At 33.8% G+C, this 16,112-nt stretch carries 16 protein-coding genes; 9 read left to right on the top strand and 7 right to left on the bottom strand.

The annotated features are described in order from the left end of the window. Nucleotides 1-159: 159 nt before the first annotated feature. From aroC to GQ40_RS05230, 8 genes are read left to right on the top strand one after another with little or no spacing between them, the layout of a single operon-like run. Nucleotides 160-1,221 carry a chorismate synthase gene (gene aroC / locus GQ40_RS05265; RefSeq protein ID WP_047546387.1) on the top strand — a complete coding sequence of 354 codons (1,062 nt, stop codon included), beginning with the start codon at nt 160-162 and terminating at the stop codon, nt 1,219-1,221. Between the two features lie 53 nt (nt 1,222-1,274). Further along, nucleotides 1,275-2,720, top strand: a complete 1,446-nt coding sequence (locus tag GQ40_RS05260; protein ID WP_047546385.1) for a dicarboxylate/amino acid:cation symporter — start codon at nt 1,275-1,277, stop codon at nt 2,718-2,720. Between the two features lie 60 nt (nt 2,721-2,780). Next, nucleotides 2,781-3,818, top strand: a complete 1,038-nt coding sequence (gshB, locus tag GQ40_RS05255) for a glutathione synthase (protein ID WP_081990176.1) — start codon at nt 2,781-2,783, stop codon at nt 3,816-3,818. After that, the gene (locus GQ40_RS05250; protein ID WP_081990175.1) at nt 3,811-4,653 is read left to right on the top strand and encodes a sulfurtransferase; all 843 of its coding nucleotides are present in this window, start codon (nt 3,811-3,813) and stop codon (nt 4,651-4,653) included. The genes gshB and GQ40_RS05250 overlap by 8 nt, the downstream gene beginning before the upstream one ends. Nucleotides 4,654-4,655: 2 nt before the next feature. Then, nucleotides 4,656-4,985, top strand: a complete 330-nt coding sequence (locus GQ40_RS17040) for a hypothetical protein (RefSeq protein WP_052184157.1) — start codon at nt 4,656-4,658, stop codon at nt 4,983-4,985. 3 nt (nt 4,986-4,988) lie between these two features. Next, a complete protein-coding gene (locus GQ40_RS05240; RefSeq protein WP_047551513.1) occupies nt 4,989-5,816 on the top strand; it encodes an N-formylglutamate amidohydrolase in 828 nt (275 codons plus the stop codon). Nucleotides 5,817-5,818: 2 nt separating this feature from the next. Next, nucleotides 5,819-7,660 (top strand): flavohemoglobin expression-modulating QEGLA motif protein, encoded by a 1,842-nt coding sequence (locus tag GQ40_RS05235; protein WP_052184156.1) that lies wholly within the window; start codon nt 5,819-5,821, stop codon nt 7,658-7,660. A gap of 8 nt (nt 7,661-7,668) precedes the next feature. Further along, on the top strand, nt 7,669-8,709 hold the full coding sequence (locus tag GQ40_RS05230; protein WP_047546381.1) for a glutathione synthetase: 1,041 nt from the start codon (nt 7,669-7,671) through the stop codon (nt 8,707-8,709). Between the two features lie 498 nt (nt 8,710-9,207). Here GQ40_RS05230 and GQ40_RS05225 read toward each other — a convergent pair whose 3' ends face one another. Together GQ40_RS05225 and GQ40_RS05220 are read right to left on the bottom strand one after the other, a co-directional pair. Further along, entirely contained in the window at nt 9,208-9,627 is a 420-nt protein-coding gene (locus GQ40_RS05225) for a thiol-disulfide oxidoreductase DCC family protein (protein WP_047546379.1), read from the bottom strand. 34 nt (nt 9,628-9,661) lie between these two features. After that, the gene (locus GQ40_RS05220; RefSeq protein ID WP_047546377.1) at nt 9,662-11,830 is read right to left on the bottom strand and encodes an endonuclease MutS2; all 2,169 of its coding nucleotides are present in this window, start codon (nt 11,828-11,830) and stop codon (nt 9,662-9,664) included. 170 nt (nt 11,831-12,000) lie between these two features. Between GQ40_RS05220 and GQ40_RS05215 the strand changes: the two genes are divergently transcribed. Further along, nucleotides 12,001-12,666: a uracil-DNA glycosylase gene (locus GQ40_RS05215; protein ID WP_047546375.1), complete on the top strand. Its 666-nt coding sequence runs from the start codon at nt 12,001-12,003 to the stop codon at nt 12,664-12,666. A 3-nt stretch (nt 12,667-12,669) separates the two neighbouring features. Here the strand turns inward: GQ40_RS05215 and GQ40_RS05210 are convergent, their stop codons facing one another. The 5 genes from GQ40_RS05210 to GQ40_RS05190 form a co-directional block, all read right to left on the bottom strand. After that, nucleotides 12,670-12,855: a hypothetical protein gene (locus tag GQ40_RS05210; protein WP_047546373.1), complete on the bottom strand. Its 186-nt coding sequence runs from the start codon at nt 12,853-12,855 to the stop codon at nt 12,670-12,672. Nucleotides 12,856-13,022: 167 nt separating this feature from the next. Further along, a complete protein-coding gene (locus GQ40_RS05205; RefSeq protein ID WP_047546371.1) occupies nt 13,023-13,880 on the bottom strand; it encodes a substrate-binding domain-containing protein in 858 nt (285 codons plus the stop codon). A gap of 17 nt (nt 13,881-13,897) precedes the next feature. Continuing rightward, entirely contained in the window at nt 13,898-14,773 is an 876-nt protein-coding gene (locus GQ40_RS05200; RefSeq protein ID WP_047546369.1) for a nucleoside phosphorylase, read from the bottom strand. After that, nucleotides 14,763-15,710 carry a DUF1835 domain-containing protein gene (locus GQ40_RS05195; RefSeq protein WP_047546368.1) on the bottom strand — a complete coding sequence of 316 codons (948 nt, stop codon included), beginning with the start codon at nt 15,708-15,710 and terminating at the stop codon, nt 14,763-14,765. The genes GQ40_RS05200 and GQ40_RS05195 overlap by 11 nt, the downstream gene beginning before the upstream one ends. Continuing rightward, nucleotides 15,707-16,039, bottom strand: a complete 333-nt coding sequence (locus GQ40_RS05190; RefSeq protein ID WP_047546366.1) for a translation initiation factor — start codon at nt 16,037-16,039, stop codon at nt 15,707-15,709. Before GQ40_RS05190 ends, GQ40_RS05195 begins: the two co-directional genes overlap by 4 nt. Between the last annotated feature and the right edge of the window lie 73 nt (nt 16,040-16,112).

The following is a 16,112-nucleotide window of genomic DNA, read 5'->3' as shown; positions in this document are numbered from 1 at the left end:
ATTAATATGTTTTTTACTTCGGAAATTTTCTTAATTAACAAACAATCAGCAAATTGTTAAGCAATTGTTATGAGATTTATGGTTTCAAATCCTATGCTTTATGGATTTCTGTTTTTGTTTCTCTATTTTTACAAGTACATTAGCGTAAAATCTTAGTTTATGGCAGGAAATTCCTTCGGAAATATTTTCAAATTAACCACTTTTGGTGAGTCGCATGGCACAGCAATTGGTGGTATTATAGATGGTTGTCCTCCAGGAATCAAGCTGGATTTTGACGCTATCCAAAACGAAATGGACCGTCGCAAACCTGGCCAGTCAAAAATAGTTACACAACGTAAGGAGCCTGATGCTGTTGAGTTTCTTTCAGGAATTTTTGAAGGCCAAACCACAGGAACTCCAATCGGTTTTGTTATTAAAAACACCAACCAAAAATCAAAGGATTATTCGCATATCAAAGATATCTATAGACCTAGTCACGCAGATTATACTTATGAAAAAAAATATGGTGTGCGTGATTATCGCGGTGGTGGACGAAGTTCTGCAAGAGAGACTGCATGTAGAGTAGTAGCTGGAGCTATTGCAAAACAGCTCATTTCCGAAGTGAAAATAAATGCCTACACATCTTCTGTTGGTGATCTCTTTTTAGAGAAACCCTACCAGGATCTTGATTTTTCAAAGACTGAAAGTAATGCTGTACGTTGCCCAGATGAAGCCACTGCAAAACAGATGATTGAAAAAATTAAAACCATCAAAAAAGAAGGCGATACCATTGGTGGTACGATTACCTGTGTACTACAAAATGTACCCATTGGTTTGGGCGAACCTGTATTTGATAAATTGCACGCAGAGTTAGGAAAAGCCATGCTCTCCATAAATGCGGTGAAAGGGTTTGAATACGGAAGCGGATTTTGTGGCGCACGAATGAAAGGTACAGATCACAACGATTTGTTTAATGAAGATGGTACAACTAAAACAAACCTTTCGGGAGGTATCCAAGGAGGTATCAGTAATGGTATGGATATTTATTTTAGGGTCGCTTTTAAACCAGTAGCAACGGTAATTCAAAAACAAGATGCTTTAAATAGTGGAGGAGAAATTGTTGAAATGCAGGGCAAAGGTCGTCACGATCCTTGCGTTGTGCCTAGAGCGATCCCAATTGTTGAAGCTATGGCTGCGTTGGTGATTGCAGACTTTTTTCTTCTAAATAAAATGTATAAATAATAGTAAATAAATAAATGTTTCTTCGGAAACATCTCTACGGAAAGCAATAGCTTATGAAAAAACTAGCACTACACTGGAAAATTATAATAGGAATGGTACTCGGTATCATTTGGGCGTTGTTATCAAGCTCATTGGGATGGAGTGAATTCACGATTGATTGGATTGATCCTTTCGGTACGATTTTTATCAATCTTTTAAAACTAATAGCTGTTCCCTTGGTGTTGTTTTCTATCATTAGTGGTGTTGCAAATATTGGAGATCCAAAAAGTCTCGGAAGAATGGGAGGCAAGACGCTAGGTATTTATTTGATTACTACCATTATGGCGATTTCTTTGGGATTGTTGCTAGTAAATGTTGCTGGTCCAGGAAAATTAATCGATGAGCAAAGTAGGATAGATAACCGTATCAGTTATGAGATTTGGGCAGACTCCCAAGGTTACGAAATAAAGGACGGTGTTAACTATTTACAAGATCCAGAATTTTTTGAACGTGCTCAGGAAATTTCAGAATTATCAAAAAGTGAGCTCAGAGAAGCTGCTGTTGACGATAAAATGGAAACTGTGAAAAGCAAGAAAGAGACCACGCCATTGCAACCTTTGGTAGATATCGTGCCAAGTAATTTTTTCTATTCGCTTTCAAATAACGGGTTAATGCTCCAAATTATATTTTTTGCGGTATTCTTTGGCGTTTGCCTTCTTTTTGTTCCTACGGAAAAAGCTAGACCCGTTTTAAATCTCGTTGATGGTATAAATGAAGTGTTCTTAAAAATGGTTGATATTGTCATGCAGGCTGCTCCATTTTTTGTGTTTGCTTTATTAGCTGGCGTCGTATCAAAAATGGCAGGTGATGATATAGGGAAGGTTGTTGAGATTTTCAAAGGCTTAAGCTGGTATTCTTTAACAGTATTGGCAGGATTATTAATGATGATTTTTATTATCTATCCGGTAATTTTGAAACTTTTTGTAAAGAAAATTCCATACAAAGGGTTTTTTAAAGCGATGAGTCCTGCACAAACATTAGCTTTTTCTACATCAAGTAGTGCAGCAACATTACCTGTTACAATGGAATGTGTAGAGCAAAATCTTGGTGTCAATAAAAAAATAAGCAGTTTTGTATTGCCAATTGGAGCAACGGTTAATATGGATGGTACAAGTTTGTATCAAGCAGTCGCAGTTATATTTTTGGCTCAAATGCATATGATAGATTTGACGGTAGGGCAACAAATTACTGTGGTTTTAACAGCAACTTTAGCCTCTATTGGTTCAGCAGCTGTGCCAAGTGCTGGTTTGGTAATGTTAATTATTGTTTTGGATTCTGTAGGATTAAATCCAGCTTGGATAGCCATAATTTTTCCAGTAGATAGAATTTTAGATATGTTTAGAACCGTTGTTAATGTCACTGGAGACGCAACAGTTTGTTCAATCATTGCAGATGGTGAAAACATGTTAGATTATCATGAACACGAGAATCCGTCAGAAACATTTGACTTAGATTCATAACAAGTTTTAAAAATTGTGAATTAATTTTTAACTTTAAAACACTAACAAAAAACAAATTAGATGAATATTTGCTTTATAATGTACCCTTGGGAACAAATCGATGCAGAAAACGATACAAGCTTAGCCTTAATTAAAGAATGTGTAAAACGTGATCATGGTGTTGCAATGTGTACGCCAGCAAATTTAACAATTAGAGATAGTGTGACGAATGCTTTTTGTACGGTCATCAATCGTATGGAAAAAGTTCCGTCTACACTAAAGGCGTTTTATAATAAGGCAAAACTTAGGGAGGAAATGCTGCCACTTGCTGGTTTTGATGCTATTTTTTTTAGAGCAAATCCGCCATTAGATCCTATTATGCTAAACTTTCTAGATTCGGTAAAGGATGATGTGTTTATTGTGAATTCCCTTCAAGGTATGCGAGAAGCAAATAACAAATTGTATACAGCAGCTTTTGGTGATGCACACAGTAATATTATACCTAATACACACGTATCTAAAAATAAAGAGTATTTGGTGCAGCAGATTAAAGATTCCAAAGCAGATAAAATGATTTTAAAGCCATTAAACGGTTTTGGAGGTTCTGGGGTGATCTTGATTGAGAAATCTGCAATGAGCAATATTAAATCCTTATTGGATTTTTATATTACGGGTAGTGATGGGAGTTCAAATTATGTAATTCTTCAAGATTATATCGAAGGAGCAGATCAAGGAGACATTAGAATTTTACTGTTAAACGGTGAACCTGTTGGCGCTATGAGACGCGTACCAGGATCTGATGATCATCGATCAAATGTATCAGCAGGAGGATCCATACAAAAGCATACACTTAATAAAGAAGAAAAAGCGCTTTGTAAACAAATAGGACCCAAATTGGTAAAAGACGGACTTTATTTTGTTGGCATTGATGTCATTGGAGGCAAATTGGTAGAAGTTAACGTCATGTCTCCAGGAGGCATAACATATATGAACAAAGTATATAAAACCAAATTAAAAGTTGAAGAACGTGTTATTGACTTTCTAGAGAGCAAGGTCATAGATCAATTACAAGCGTTTGATAGGCGTACAAGATTGCGCAAAACCGTTCAAGATGCTTAATGAAAGATCGCAGCATGCGATTTCAAATCTCGTTTCAGCCAAATGGCTTAATGAGAATTTGGATAATGAAGGGCTTGTAGTTTTAGATGCGACGATAAAAAAAGTTTCAGATGCTCATTCTTTTTCTTCGGAAGAATGGATCCCAAAAACGAGATATTTTGATTTAAAAGGAAAGTTTAGTGATTCCGCTGCAAAATTTCCAACAACTATTCCTTCGGAAAGTCAATTTCAAAAGGAATCCAGAAATTTAGGAATCAATACAGATTCTAAAATTATAATTTACGACACTAAAGGGATTTACTCAAGCGCAAGAGCTTGGTGGTTATTCAAGACATTTGGTTTTGAAAATGTTGCAGTTTTAGATGGAGGTTTTCCAGAGTGGAAACGCTTGGGCTATAAAACTGTTCATGAGACTATTTCCGAAGAAAATATTAAATCAGGAAATTTTATAGCGCAGTATAAACCTAAATATATGCGCTATTTTGATGATATCTTACAACTCATAGATGATAGATCCTGTATGATAATCGATGCTAGATCAGAGCCAAGATTTAATGGTCTTGAAGCAGAACCAAGGGAAGGATTGAGAAGCGGGACTATACCAAATTCAAAAAATTTGCCCTATACCAGATTATTTGATGGACATTGTTTAAGAACAAGAGAAGATCTAAATCGTATCTTTAATGAATACAACATCAATAATAAATCTTTAACCTTTTCTTGCGGATCAGGAATAACCGCATGTATTTTAGCATTGGGAGCAACCGTTTGCGATTATGGCAATTTATCGGTTTACGATGGCTCTTGGACAGAATATGGTACTTTAAAACAATAACTATGGAAAAACATAAATGGACAAAACAGGAATTGGTAGCATACACCTTACTTTATGTTGCACACTCTGATTTGGAAGAGACAAAAAAAGAACATAATTATATCTTATCTCGTGTAGATATTGATACTTATCTTCATATAAAAGAGGAGTTTGATGCAGATAACGACTATCAAAGTCTCAATAAAATTGTTGATGGTGTAAAGCATGAAAGCACCTATAATAACAATTTGGACGATTTGTTCGCAGATATTAAATTGATGGCGTTTGCAGATGGAGAGATGGATCAAATGGAATTGGCAACATACAATTTACTAAAGAAAATATTAAGCTAAATGATGCAAAAATTATCAATTGAAGATATCGTTTCTAAAATAAAAAAAGAAGAGAAATTTCATGCGGTTGCTGAGGACTATTCATTAACCATTAAAATTGATGATTATGTACATTATGCCTGTGCAGCTGTACATGACGGACATCAATTTAGAAAAGAGCTATGGGATAATTGTATACATACTCAATATGAGCGTTGGTATGAAGAGGATCCTGAAACCAAAAACATGGTACATTCAAATCCTATTGTAATTGCTGGTTGTGATTCCCGTTTTGAATATGACCTTAATAGAGATCCCGAAAATGCAGTTTTTGCCACAGCTTGGGGAAAGAAGCTGTGGCACAAGCCACTTTCCGAAGAACATAAAAATAAGAGTTTAGAGAAGCACGCCAATTTTTACAAGGTTACACATGCACTCATATCAAAACTGGAAGAGAAATTTGGAGTTGTGATTGTTTACGATATGCACAGTTATAACTGGAAACGTTGGGATAGGGAAGTGCCCACTTGGAATTTGGGCACATCAAACATAGATAATAATAGATTTGGAAATGATATTGAGTCATGGAGACAGCGTTTGAGTGAGATAAAATTTCCGGAGCACATAAAATCGACAGCTTTAGTAAACGATACCTTTCAGGGTAATGGTTATTTTTTAAAATACATCACGCAAAATTTTCAAAACACATTAGTTTTGGCAACAGAAATCGCAAAAATCTATTGTGATGAGTTGAGCCAAGTGATCTACCCAGAAATTGTATCAACGGTTAGAACACAATTACAATCTCGATTAAAGGAGCATTCTAATGCTTTTTATAAAAGACATTCATAGAAATGACAAACACAACATACCATATTAAAGCAGATATTATCACCCAAATCTGCGAACAACTTGCAGAGAAAAAACCTATAAATCAAGAACTGCCAAATAATAGTGTTTTACATATTGATAAAATGCTACCCTTTATTTGTGTATATAGGTTTAATGAGCCAGATGTTTATTTCTCAAGAGTTTTGAAGACACAAGCATCTTATCTTATTGTTGACGAGCGCGTAGATATTTCTCATTTATTGGAGGCTATTAGGTTAATCATGTCTAAAGAATTTGATACCTTTTTAATTTTGGAGTGTATTCCCAAAACTGCCACAAACAATAAAAAATTCCAAATCTCATGTCCTAAAGGTAAAGCACCAGGCACAATCAAGGCTTTAAAACAAGGATTTGCAGAATTAAAGGATTTTTACCCAAGCATTACAGTGAAGGTAAAAGATACGGTTGCAAGACATCCCGAACATTTAAAACCTTTATTAAATGTGGACGAATCTAAAAAGAAGGGGACGTTGGTCATAGGTTTGAAAATTCCTGTTTTATATAGAAACAGAGAGACCAATGAATTGTTCTCGTTGTTTTTCCGGGAGTTTTATTCGGTTTTTTCTGAAACTATAAAACGTGCGGTCTTTGAGTTTATTAGAGTACAAACGACCGATAGTTTTGAAAACTTTTTAATGCTCGGTAAAACCAATATCGATGCCATAACTATGGAGGCAGATACGCAACTAGCTCAAATTAGTGAAGGTATGTCATTTTTGCTAAGAACCACACCTGTTAACAGTAACGAAGAATGGATCAATTTTAAGAAGAACGAATTTAAAAAGATGCCTAATTTCAAATACAGGCTCATCGCTCTAGATCCCGAGCAAGAAAAACGAAAGCTCTATAATATTCCTATAGACGAAGTGGATGATCCAACGATTGCTTTTATTCTCCGCGGAAAACGTCTGGAAATAGAAAAACAGTTGACCATGTTAGAAGAGCGTGGGACGAAGAACTTCCGTTTTGTTGGAGAGAGTTTATACGGAGTAATCAAAAAGAAAGTTTTGGCCCAAGCGAAGCATATATTGAAGACATTTCCGAAGAGAGAAAATAAAAAAAGTCTCGAGCGTTTTAATTGTAAGCAATTTGCAGCACATGCCCAAATAGAGTTGGATTACTACAACACTCGATTTCCCGATATGAACTTATCTTTAGAAATTAGGGATGACGTGGCAGGAATCATGGTGTCAAAATCAAAATTATTGATCAATAAGGAAGTTGATTTAGATAAAGACCGCTGTGATGCTTTGATACAACATGAGGTTGGTACACATATTTTAACGTACTGTAATGGTAAAAGACAACCTTTAAAGCAAATGTATGAAGGTTTTGAGGGCTATGACCAATTACAGGAAGGTCTTGCGGTTATTGCAGAATATTTAGTTGGTGGATTAACAATTAACAGATTGAGATTATTGGCAGGAAGAGTTATTGCGGTAGAATCTATGGTGAATGGGTCAAATTTTATAGAAACATTTAATTTACTTTGTGACAAGTACAGTTTTAGTAACCGCATTGCTTATTATATATCAATGCGAGTCTACAGAGGTGGAGGTCTTACTAAAGATGCTGTTTATCTGGCAGGCTTGATCGATTTAATGGAGTATTTGAAAAACGGTGGTAATCTAGAAAATTTATACACCGGTAAATTTAATATCACTCACATAGAATTAATTAATGAACTTGTTTATAGAAACGTATTGAAAAAGCCAGAATTACCTCGTTTTTTAGAACGTGAGAGCGTGAAAAAAAGATTAAAGAAACTTAGAAAAGGTATTGATATAACAGAACTAGTAAATTAAACTCATCAATGAAAATAGCATTTATAATAAACGATCACAATACAGAAAAGTCAAATTATACAACTCCACTGTTGGGTTTTACAGCCTATAAACGTGGTCATGAGGTATATTTTATTGGTGTAGGAGAATTATCGTATGCATCTAAAGGCCATTTATCCGTTAGAGCAAAAACAATTAAGGACCAAAAATTTCAAAATCAGGATACTTATTTTAAAGCTGTTCAAAAACAGGAATTTACTACGGTTTCTTCGGAAAATTTAGATGTACTCTTTTTGAGAAATAATCCAGCAGATGAAATTAACGAAAGAGATTGGGCTCAAAATGCTGCCTTTATTTTTGGTGAAATAGCGATGCGAAATGGAGTGATTGTTCTAAACCACCCAAACAGTCTAGCTGGAGCGGTTAACAAAATGTATTTTCAGCATTTCCCAGAAATTCTTCGTCCAAAAACGGTAATATCAAGGGATCACAGTGAGATAAAAGAATTTTTCGCAGAACAAAAACAAAAAATGATCTTAAAACCATTGCAAGGTTCTGGAGGAACAAACGTTTTTATGATGGATAAAAAAAATGAGCACAATCTTTCTCAAACCATAGATGCCATTTGTAGAGATGGCTTTGTTATCGCTCAAGAATATTTACCAGCAGCAAAAGGTGGAGATACAAGATTATTTATAATGAATGGAGAACCTCTTAAAGTTGATGGGCAATATGCAGTAATGCAAAGAGTTAATGCTTCCGGAGAAGTAAGAAGCAACATTCACGCTGGCGGAAGACCAGAGAAAGCAAAAATGACAGACCAAATTATGGAGCTTGCAGATATTGTAAGACCAAAGCTGGTACAAGATGGAATGTTTTTGGTAGGAATAGATATTGTTGGAGATAAACTTATGGAAATCAACGTATTTAGTCCAGGTGGATTAAATGTTATGGGTGATATGTACGGTGTGGATTTTTCTGTTCCTGTTATTGAAGCCATAGAAAAAAAGGTGCATTATAAAGAAATGTACAATGATTATCTGTTTAACAGTAGGTTGGCTACCTTATAAATAAAGCCTCAAGTGCTTAACAATTCTATCAGAATTTTATCTTCGGAAACTTTAACGCTGTTAGACTTGCAGTGAAAAAGAGCTTGATGTCTTCCCAACTAACAGAAGTTAGGCTCAAGCTGAACGTTATGCCTTAAGGCTTTACGGATTATTTTTTATAAATGTAAAACTCTAAAATGGTGATTCAAACCATCATTGAGTTAACTACTGGTTTCAATTAGTTAAGTTGGTTTATGATTGGATGATTTTAAAACGTGTCACTCATAGATGTTTTTTGCAATTTTACTTTTTTAAACAAATATTTTAAGGTTTATAACGATATTTTTATGTAACATTTTAAATGTAATGTAGATTTACACTATAAATAATGTGCTATTAATCAATAATCTACAAATAGATAATCCCTCTTGATTAAAAATTATTTAGTGTTAAATTTAGTTTTAATTAGTTGTTAATTAAAAAAGTCCTTTTTTCCCGAAAGGACTTTTTTGTATGTAATTAATTGAGAAATCTGGATTTAAGTTCTGGTGTAGGGATCATACATTCTTCTTTTTTTCCATACCAGCGATAACGATTCTTTGCAATGTAGTCATACACCCAATTTCTTATAAAAGCTGGTATAATAATAAACCCAAACATTAAATTTCTTGGAAAACCGAGTTGCTTAGCAACTTTTAGTGCTGCCGAAGATTTAATTGATAATCCATTTTCATTGGAGTAGAGTAAAATAGAATCTATTTTTTTAGTATCTATGTTAAATTTTTTTATCACTAGCTCACCAACATTACTTTGTAAAGGAGCAAACATAAAACGTTCATTCTTATCGTGATTAATAACATATTGGATGGAGCTATTGCATAAATTGCACACACCATCAAAAAGAATTAATTGTTTATTTTTTGGAAGTTCGTTTATCACATTGCAAAGATACTCAAAAATCAAATCACAAAACTCATTTTTTAGCAGCCTCTACCAATTCCAATTGTTCCATGCTAACATTGGTAGTGAACATGCCATAATTTACAACAGCTTTGTTTTTTTCAATTTTGTCAATACTGCCAACAGCTCTGCCATCGTGCATTCTAACGCGATCTCCAACTTTAAGAAATGGTTTTGGTTTTTCTATTGGTTTAGATTTTTCCTTCGCGGTTTTTTTCTTTTCACGAATGACAGCAACTTTTTGCTCAGCTTCTTTTTTGATTTGTTGCTCTTTTGTTTTTTCTGCTCTTTTTTGTTTCGCGGAAACTTTCTTGCGTTTAGAGTTTTCTATTTGAACCAATTTAAATAGCTCAGCAAGTAATTCTCGCTTTTTCTTGTCCTCAAAATACTTTTCTGAAATGTCATTGACTTTCTGCCCTAAATAAATAAGACGTTGATTACTGTCATATAATTCTTGAAAGCTCTCTAGTTTTTTTTGGACTTTTGCATTTACTTCCTCAAGTTTGTCAGCCTCAGATTGCTTTTTCTTTTCATTTTCCTTGAGAGAACGTTCCGTCTTTTCTAATTTACTGCGTTCCTTTTGAAGTTTGGCTATCGTAGCGTCAAAACGTACTTTACCGCGTTCTATTTTCTTTTTTGCACGATTTATCAAGCTATATGGAATACCGTTTTTTTGTGCGACTTCAAATGTAAACGAACTACCTGCTTGACCCAAAATTAATTTAAACATGGGTTCTAAACTCTTTTCGTCAAACATCATATTGGCATTTTGCATAAATGGCAATTCGTTTGCGAGAACTTTAAGGTTGGAGTAGTGGGTTGTTATAATTCCGTAGGCTTCACGATGGTAAAATTCTTCTAAAAATGTTTCTGCTAAAGCACCTCCAAGTTCTGGGTCACTTCCTGTGCCAAACTCATCGATCAAGAAAAGTGTGTTCTTGTTACATTTCCGAAGAAAAAAGTTCATTTGTTTTAATCTGTAGCTATAGGTACTTAAATGATTTTCAATAGATTGGTTGTCGCCAATATCACTAATGATGCGATCGAATAAACAAATATTACTCTTTTCATGAACAGGAATCAACAAACCGCTTTGCAGCATAACCTGCATCAAGCCTATGGTTTTGAGTGTGATACTTTTTCCGCCAGCGTTTGGTCCAGAAATTACAATAATTCGATTTTCTGGGTGTAAGACTATAGATTGCGGATGAGTTGTTTTGCCTTCTGCCTTGTTGGATAAATAAAGTAATGGGTGATAGGCATCTTGCGCGCTATAATATTTTTCTTCATTTATCTGCGGAAGAATCCCGTTAATGGATTGTGCATGTTTGGCCTTTGCATAAATGACATCCAGTTTTACAAGAAATTCTTGATATCGCTGTAATAATGAAGTGTAAGGTCTAATGTATTCGGTTAAATTTCTTAAGATTTTATCAACTTCTTCGCTTTCGTCAAATTCTAAATTGTTGAGCTCTCTTGAATACTGAAATGTTTGTTCTGGTTGTATATAAACAATACTTCCTGTTTTGCTACCGCCTAAAATACTACCTTTTACTTTGCGTCTGTACATGGCCTTCACTGCAAGTACGCGCTTATTTTCAACTACAGATTCTCTAATATCATCGAGATATTCTAAGTTGTGGTATTGTGTGAGTGCTGCATTGAAACTCACATTGATTTTTCCCCTAATTGAATTTATGGATTGACGTAATCCTAAAAGGGTAGTAGAGGCATTATCTTTTACATCACCAAAACGATCTATGATGGCATCAATTTCTGAAACAATATGAGAAACAACTTCAAGTTTATTTGATGAACTATATAATGACGGATAATACTCTTCGAACTTTTTGAGAAACTTTAAAATGTCACTAATAGTTAATGTAATGGAAGCAATTTTTTTAAAACTTTTGGTTTCTAAAACGGAGTTTTCAATTTTTAAAAGCTGGATCTCCTTTGTGATAGGCTCAAAACCATGATTGGGAATACGATTGTCATTATAAAATGAAGAGACATATTCATTAGTAAAATCAAGTGACTGTAGAACATGCTCTCTGGTAGATAATGGTTTTATTTTTAGGGCTTCAAGTCGGCCCAAATCTGTTATACAGCTATTTGCTACTTGTTCTAAAACAGCATTGAACTCAATATCTTTAAGCGTCTTTTCGTGAATGTTAATCATTTGTAGTCTCCCTCATAGCTTTAAGGATTACAAATTTACTTATAATGGGTTTAGTAATAAAATGTTTAACCTTTTAAGTGGTGCCAATAAGTCCTTTTTATGTTTTTAAACCGCTCATGATTTTATAGTGAAAGAGTTATTTTATATTTTAGACACAAAGAATAATAGTTATGAATGTTAATATTCACGATAGTTGGAAAGCAAAACTAACACCCGAATTTGAAAAACCATATTTTAAGGATTTAGTGAAGTTTATAAAAAAAGAATATGAGACTACTCAATGTTTCCCGCCAGGATCACAGATCTTTTCTGCATTTGATTTATGCTCTTTTGAGGATCTTAAAGTTGTTATTATTGGACAAGATCCCTATCATGGTTTAGGGCAGGCCAATGGTTTGTGTTTTTCTGTTGCAGATGGTATCCCACATCCACCATCATTAATAAATATTTTTAAAGAAATCGAAAATGATATTAGTCGGCCATACCCTAAATCTGGTAATCTAGAATATTTGGCCAAACAAGGCATTTTGCTTTTAAATGCAACATTAACAGTAAGAGCGCATCAAGCTGGAAGCCATCAAAAAAAAGGTTGGGAACAATTTACAGATAAAGTGATTGAAGTAATTAGCAACGAAAAAAAAGATATTGTGTTTTTACTTTGGGGTGGTTTTGCGAAGAATAAAGCAAAATTAATAGACAGCAAAAAACATGTCATTCTTACCTCAGGACATCCATCACCTTTAAGTGCAAATAGAGGTTATTGGTTTGGTAATAAGCATTTTAGTAAAACGAATGAACTATTAAAATCAAAAAATAAAAAGGAAATAGTTTGGTGATTTTTAACTTCCTGTTGGAGCTAATACATTTGTAGAAAGTTGTTTTGTCTCAGCGATTGGTTTTGGTGATTTGATTAATTTTGGCTTTTCTTGTGAAACTCTTCTTGTTGGTTTATTACAGCTAAAAATCAATAACAAGAAGTTTAAAGCGACTAAAGTAGAAAGCGTTAGAGTAATTGTTATTATCATAAAAATAGTTTTTTATCAAAGTAGTTCACGGATTTGGTTTAGCTAAAGTAATTAAAATTTTGATAAATAGAAAGTTAAAAATAAAAAACAGGTGTTTTTACGTGGTAAATAAACCTGTTTTTGATTAGAAAACCATCAGAATAACTTTCTTTTTAAAGGAATGAAAATCACTCGATCTTCATTACTAATTGATCATAAGAAACTTTTTTGTCAATGATCTCAAGCTTAAATAATTTGTCCTGGACTGTATTTACAGTTTTCTCATCCATAACGTCTTGAGACCATTCTGTTAAGGATAACCATTCTTGCACATCTTCTAATTTTTGGTCATATCTGTTTGAAATGGTTTTATCTATACTTGGTATTTCCTTAAAATCTTCCGTAGAATTATTAATAATTTGCAATATTTTTTTTACGTCATGATAATTGGTTTTCAAAAAATCTTCTCTTACTGCTATAACAAAACATGGCCAAGGTGTCAGGCAGTTACTGATTCGTCTAAACACACCCTCATCAACAATAGGTTTGGTTGTGAATTTTTCCCACATAAAATAATCTGCATCTCCTTTTGTCAATCCATCTACAGCACCATCTAGATTTTTAATTACCTCAAAGTCTAAATCTTTTTCCAGATCCCAGTTATTATTTTCAGCATTTATATAAGCCATGAGGTGAGACCCAGAACCAAATCTACTAATAGCAGCTTTTGTGCCTTTTAAATCTTCTACGGTTTTAAATTTTGAATCATTCGCCACATGAATTCCCCAAATTAATGGCGATTGTACAAAGGTTTGAACAATTTTAGATGGATTTCCCTCAATGATGTCTTTTATAATACCTTCGGTCAAAATCACAGCCATATCAATTTCACCCTCACGAAGTGCTTTGTTCATTGCACCAGTTCCTCCAAAATAATCTTTCCAGCGTAGATTGATTCCTTCGTCTTTATATTCTCCATCTTTTAATGTGAGATACCATGCGAGATTAAAATGCTCTGGAACACCTCCTATTTTTACTTTTTTCAATACTTTTTTCTTAAAAATTAATCTTTATCTATAATCTTATTTAAAGTGTATGTAATGAGATTTTCCACAATTGTTTTTGGGTCTTCACTAAATTCACCAGTTGCTCGATTTGCTATAATAGCATTCATTGATAGGGAATGATGCCCTAACAAGTTGGAAATCCCATATATTCCTGCAGTTTCCATTTCAAGATTTGTTATGTTTTTGTCCTTAAAATTAAAATTGGCAAGCTTATCGTTTAGATTTTTGTCTTGTATTGCCAGTCTTAAAATACGTCCTTGAGGTCCATAGAATCCAACATTAGTCGCGGTAAAACCATTTATTGTTTTATTACTTGACAATTTTTTCAATAAGCGCTCACTGCATTTTACAACATAAGGATCAGATTTCTTGTTAAACCAATTGGTTTGTTTTTTTAATGCTTCGGAAATTTCAAAATACTGCACATGTTCGCTATCATAAAAATGGAGCAAACTATCAAAACCTGCAGCATACTCGCTTATGACAAAAGAATTTAAAGGAATCTCCTTTTGTATGGAGCCTGAAGTTCCAATTCTAATGATATCTAATGAGGTGAGTTCTGACTTGATTTCTCTTTTCTCTAAGTCAATATTTACTAAAGCATCTAATTCATTAAAAACAATATCTATATTGTCTGTTCCTATACCTGTAGAAATTACTGTTATTTTTTTTCCTTTATAAGTCCCTGTTTGTGTATGAAATTCTCTCTTATGGGTTGAGAACTCAACAGTATCAAAATGTTTGGTCACGGTATCTACTCGGTCTGGATCGCCAACTGTAATGATTGTATTGGCAATATCCTCTGGACGCAAATTGAGGTGGTAAACACTTCCGTCTGGATTTAATATTAATTCAGATTCCTTAATTGGCATTAAATACTGTTTTTATGAGTTTGTTTTTTTCTTTATCAAATTTATAGTCCAAACTTTTTATGCCACCAAATGCAATCGTATTATTCATTTCCTTTTGGTAATTATGTTGATGCTCAAGAGCTAAAAATCCTTTTCTATTCAAGGTTAGAGTGTTTTCAGTTTCAGTAAAAAAGATAGAAAGTAGATCGACAACTCGTTCTAATTGTAAATCACCGTAACCGTAATATCCTTGGTAGTGCAAGGTGTAACCCACTAAATGATGTCTAGAGGTAATTTTGTTTTCTTTTACAAGTTTGAGAATATTATATTCTAAAGTACTAATACCACTTCTTGTATCTGGGAAACGTTTAATATGGGCTTTAAGGCAATTGCTCATATACTTAAATGAAGATGGCCTAGTTATCAAAGGTAGAATTAAATTATGATCTTTTCCGCAGTAAATTCTCCATACACGCTTTGCAAGCGCAATATCATCGATGTTCAATTTAATTCTGTCCTCGTAATGGGATTTAAGTTGTTTGGGATTTAATTGAGCTAAACCTTTTAGTCCTTTTTCTCCCTCTACACGCCCGCTACAAACTAAGTAAATTGGGAGGTGAATCCCTTTTTGCTCTAACAAGCTGATAACTGCAACCATATTGATGTGGCAAAACAAATCATACTCAAACCACAAAAGAACCTCTGTATAATCAGCAATGTCATCTAATTGGAGCAGTTCATTTGTAATTTCCTTGGTATTTAGATTTATGTCATAAAAGGTTTTAAAAAAAGAGACTCTTTTTTTCATAAATTCTTTAGAAGAGACCAGCTCTACAGTGGGCCCTACACAAAGCGTTTCTTGCCAGGTAATAATATTTGCAGCTTTGGCAATGTCTAATTCAACCAGATAATCTGTTAACGAATTTCCATTCGTGATGTGTAAGGTTTTAGGAGTCATCCGCCAACACGTTTCACATTAAACCCTTTTTCTTTGAGCATTTCCATAATCTTATCTCTATAATCGCCTTGAATAATAATTTTATCATCTTTAAAACTACCACCAACACTTAAAGTTTGTTTTAAATCTTTAGTGAGTTTTTTAAAATCACTAGTTGCTCCAGTATAACCTTCAAGAATGGTTATGGGTTTGCCTTTTCGTTTTTCGTATTTGCAAATAATTGGGTTGTCTTGAAGCCAAATGCCTTTTTCTTTACTTTCTTTTTCTTCGGAAATTTCCTCGTTCACATGCTCTGGAAAGAGGTTTTTTAGTTGGTCTTTTAAATCCATTTTTCAATTTTCAGTTCTCAGTCTTCAATTATTAGTAATGGGCTTGAGTACAACTGCAAACTGATTACCTTTA

It is taken from the genome of Psychroserpens sp. Hel_I_66 (genome assembly GCF_000799465.1).
GTDB lineage: Bacteria > Bacteroidota > Bacteroidia > Flavobacteriales > Flavobacteriaceae > Psychroserpens.
The sequence above is the reverse complement of the archived record's forward strand: the minus strand, read 5'-3'. Positions and strand labels throughout refer to the sequence as shown.

Coding starts and splice junctions, on each gene's coding strand:
- aroC (WP_047546387.1), top strand. CDS start 160: ATGGCAGGAAATTCCTTCGGAAATATTTTCAAATTAACCACTTTTGGT.
- GQ40_RS05260 (WP_047546385.1), top strand. CDS start 1,275: ATGAAAAAACTAGCACTACACTGGAAAATTATAATAGGAATGGTACTC.
- gshB (WP_081990176.1), top strand. CDS start 2,781: ATGAATATTTGCTTTATAATGTACCCTTGGGAACAAATCGATGCAGAA.
- GQ40_RS05250 (WP_081990175.1), top strand. CDS start 3,811: ATGCTTAATGAAAGATCGCAGCATGCGATTTCAAATCTCGTTTCAGCC.
- GQ40_RS17040 (WP_052184157.1), top strand. CDS start 4,656: ATGGAAAAACATAAATGGACAAAACAGGAATTGGTAGCATACACCTTA.
- GQ40_RS05240 (WP_047551513.1), top strand. CDS start 4,989: ATGCAAAAATTATCAATTGAAGATATCGTTTCTAAAATAAAAAAAGAA.
- GQ40_RS05235 (WP_052184156.1), top strand. CDS start 5,819: ATGACAAACACAACATACCATATTAAAGCAGATATTATCACCCAAATC.
- GQ40_RS05230 (WP_047546381.1), top strand. CDS start 7,669: ATGAAAATAGCATTTATAATAAACGATCACAATACAGAAAAGTCAAAT.
- GQ40_RS05220 (WP_047546377.1), bottom strand. CDS start 11,830: ATGATTAACATTCACGAAAAGACGCTTAAAGATATTGAGTTCAATGCT.
- GQ40_RS05215 (WP_047546375.1), top strand. CDS start 12,001: ATGAATGTTAATATTCACGATAGTTGGAAAGCAAAACTAACACCCGAA.
- GQ40_RS05210 (WP_047546373.1), bottom strand. CDS start 12,855: ATGATAATAACAATTACTCTAACGCTTTCTACTTTAGTCGCTTTAAAC.
- GQ40_RS05200 (WP_047546369.1), bottom strand. CDS start 14,773: ATGCCAATTAAGGAATCTGAATTAATATTAAATCCAGACGGAAGTGTT.
- GQ40_RS05195 (WP_047546368.1), bottom strand. CDS start 15,710: ATGACTCCTAAAACCTTACACATCACGAATGGAAATTCGTTAACAGAT.
- GQ40_RS05190 (WP_047546366.1), bottom strand. CDS start 16,039: ATGGATTTAAAAGACCAACTAAAAAACCTCTTTCCAGAGCATGTGAAC.